Origin of the sequence: Nitrosospira sp. Nsp18 (assembly GCF_900103145.1) — a bacterium.
Lineage (GTDB): Bacteria > Pseudomonadota > Gammaproteobacteria > Burkholderiales > Nitrosomonadaceae > Nitrosospira.
This window is the reverse complement of sequence record NZ_FMWY01000054.1, coordinates 1-2,120: the sequence shown is the minus strand read 5'-3', so window position 1 is coordinate 2,120 and position 2,120 is coordinate 1. Positions and strand designations below refer to the sequence as shown.

Sequence of the window (2,120 nt, the reverse complement as noted above, 5' to 3'; positions counted from 1 at the left end):
ACGAACGTAATGCCTGGGGAAATACCGCAGGCGACGTGGTGCAGCCATCGGAAATCAACCAGTTCAGAAAATAGCATCAAGGAGGACACCATGGCGCCATCCACTGCGACCTTCGATCACGAACACGACTGCGATAGCTGCATGGCGGCATTGCACATGCCTATGGCGATAATTTCGGCGGCTTGATGCGCTGGCCGCTTTCCATCAACGCTACATTTTAAAAAAAACAGCATCAAGGAGACAATCATGGCGGCAGTAGAAGACGATATTGCACACGCGCACGACCACCATCCCAGCGGGATGATGCGTTGGCTGACTACGACCAATCACAAGGATATCGGCACGATGTATTTGTGGTTCAGTTTTCTGATGTTCCTGACCGGGGGCGTGATGGCGCTGACGATCCGCGCCGAGCTTTTCCAGCCCGGCATACAGGTCGTCAATCCGGAGTTTTTTAATCAGTTGACGACCATGCATGGTTTGGTGATGGTCTTCGGCGCCATCATGCCGGCGTTCGTCGGTTTTGCCAATTGGCAGATACCGATGATGATCGGGGCGCCCGACATGGCTTTTGCGCGCATGAACAACTGGAGCTTCTGGCTATTGCCCCCGGCGGCTTTGATGCTGATTACCTCGTTCTTTGTGCCCGGCGGCGCAGCTGCTGGTGGCTGGACATTTTATCCGCCGTTGTCGGTGCAGATGGGCGTAGGCATGGACATGATGATTTTCGCCATTCATATCCTTGGCGCTTCTTCCATCATGGGGTCGATCAACATCATCACGACCATCCTCAACATGCGGGCGCCGGGCATGACACTGATGAAAATGCCGATGTTCGTGTGGACCTGGCTCATCACCGCCTATCTTCTGGTGCTGGTGATGCCGGTGCTGGCGGGCGTGGTCACCATGCTGCTGACGGATCGCAACTTCGGCACCAACTTCTTCAATGCGGCGGGCGGCGGCGATCCGGTTTTGTTCCAGCATATCTTCTGGTTCTTCGGCCACCCCGAGGTCTACATCATGATTTTGCCATCGTTCGGCATCGTCTCCGAAATTATTCCGGCCTTTGCGCGCAAGCCATTGTTCGGATATTCCTCGATGGTGTATGCCACCGCCTCGATCGCCATCCTGTCCTGCATCGTCTGGGCTCATCACATGTTCACCGCCGGCATGCCGGTAACCGGGCAGCTGTTCTTCATGTATGGCACCATGCTGATCGCGGTTCCGACCGGCGTTAAAGTGTTCAACTGGACCGCCACCATGTGGCGCGGTTCCATGACGTTCGAAACCCCCATGCTGTTTTCCATCGGTTTCATTTTCCTGTTCGTAATCGGCGGATTCAGCGGGGTCGTTTGCGCGATAGTGCCGATAGATGTCCAGGTACAGGATACCTACTATGTCATTGCGCACTTCCACTATGTGCTGGTGTCGGGCTCACTCTTTGCCATATTCGCCGGAACCTACTACTGGATACCAAAATGGACCGGGCATATGTATGACGAGACGCTGGGCAAATGGCATTTCTGGCTCTCCATGTTCTTTTTCAACCTCACCTTCTTCGTTCAGCATTTCCTGGGATTGGCGGGCATGCCACGCCGTATTCCCGACTACGCGCTCCAATTCGCCGATTTCAACATGATTTCCAGCATAGGCGCTTTTGGTTTCGGCTCCACGCAATTGCTGTTCCTTTACGTAGTGCTGAAGTGCATCCGCGGGGGCGCAAAAGCGCCGGTAAAACCTTGGGAAGGTGCGAAAACGCTGGAATGGACTTTGCCGTCCCCCGCGCCCTATCATACCTTCGTTGTGCCGCCCGTCATTAAGTAACAGCCGAGACAGGAGAGCGATATGCCAAAGCATATGAATATGTCCGACGACATGGACATCCCGGAAAACGTGGACATCGAGAGAAAGTTGGCATCGATCAGAACAGCGTTGCTCGTGCTTGCTTACTCTCTGGTCCTACCGGTGGCGTATTACTTGTGGCAAGCTTACTGTTGTTGATCGGACCCCGGCAAATAACCGGTAAATTACAAGCAGGAGAAAGAGCATGAGCCAGGAAGGAAGTCACTATTACGTTCCAGCGCCATCGACCTGGCCCATGACCGGGTCGATAGCATTGT

The 2,120-nt window shown here is 54.2% G+C and carries 2 protein-coding genes; both read left to right on the top strand.

The annotated features are described in order from the left end of the window. Positions 1-246 precede the first annotated feature (246 nt). Entirely contained in the window at positions 247-1,824 is a 1,578-nt protein-coding gene (gene ctaD, locus BLS94_RS14375) for a cytochrome c oxidase subunit I (protein WP_090962626.1), read from the top strand. Positions 1,825-1,845: 21 nt separating this feature from the next. Continuing rightward, positions 1,846-2,001 (top strand): hypothetical protein, encoded by a 156-nt coding sequence (locus BLS94_RS14980; protein ID WP_176767899.1) that lies wholly within the window; start codon positions 1,846-1,848, stop codon positions 1,999-2,001. Positions 2,002-2,120 lie beyond the last annotated feature (119 nt).

What these genes read in the sequence shown, in the direction of transcription:
- ctaD (WP_090962626.1), top strand. Translation starts at nt 247, where the DNA reads ATGGCGGCAGTAGAAGACGATATTGCACACGCGCACGACCACCATCCC.
- BLS94_RS14980 (WP_176767899.1), top strand. Translation starts at nt 1,846, where the DNA reads ATGCCAAAGCATATGAATATGTCCGACGACATGGACATCCCGGAAAAC.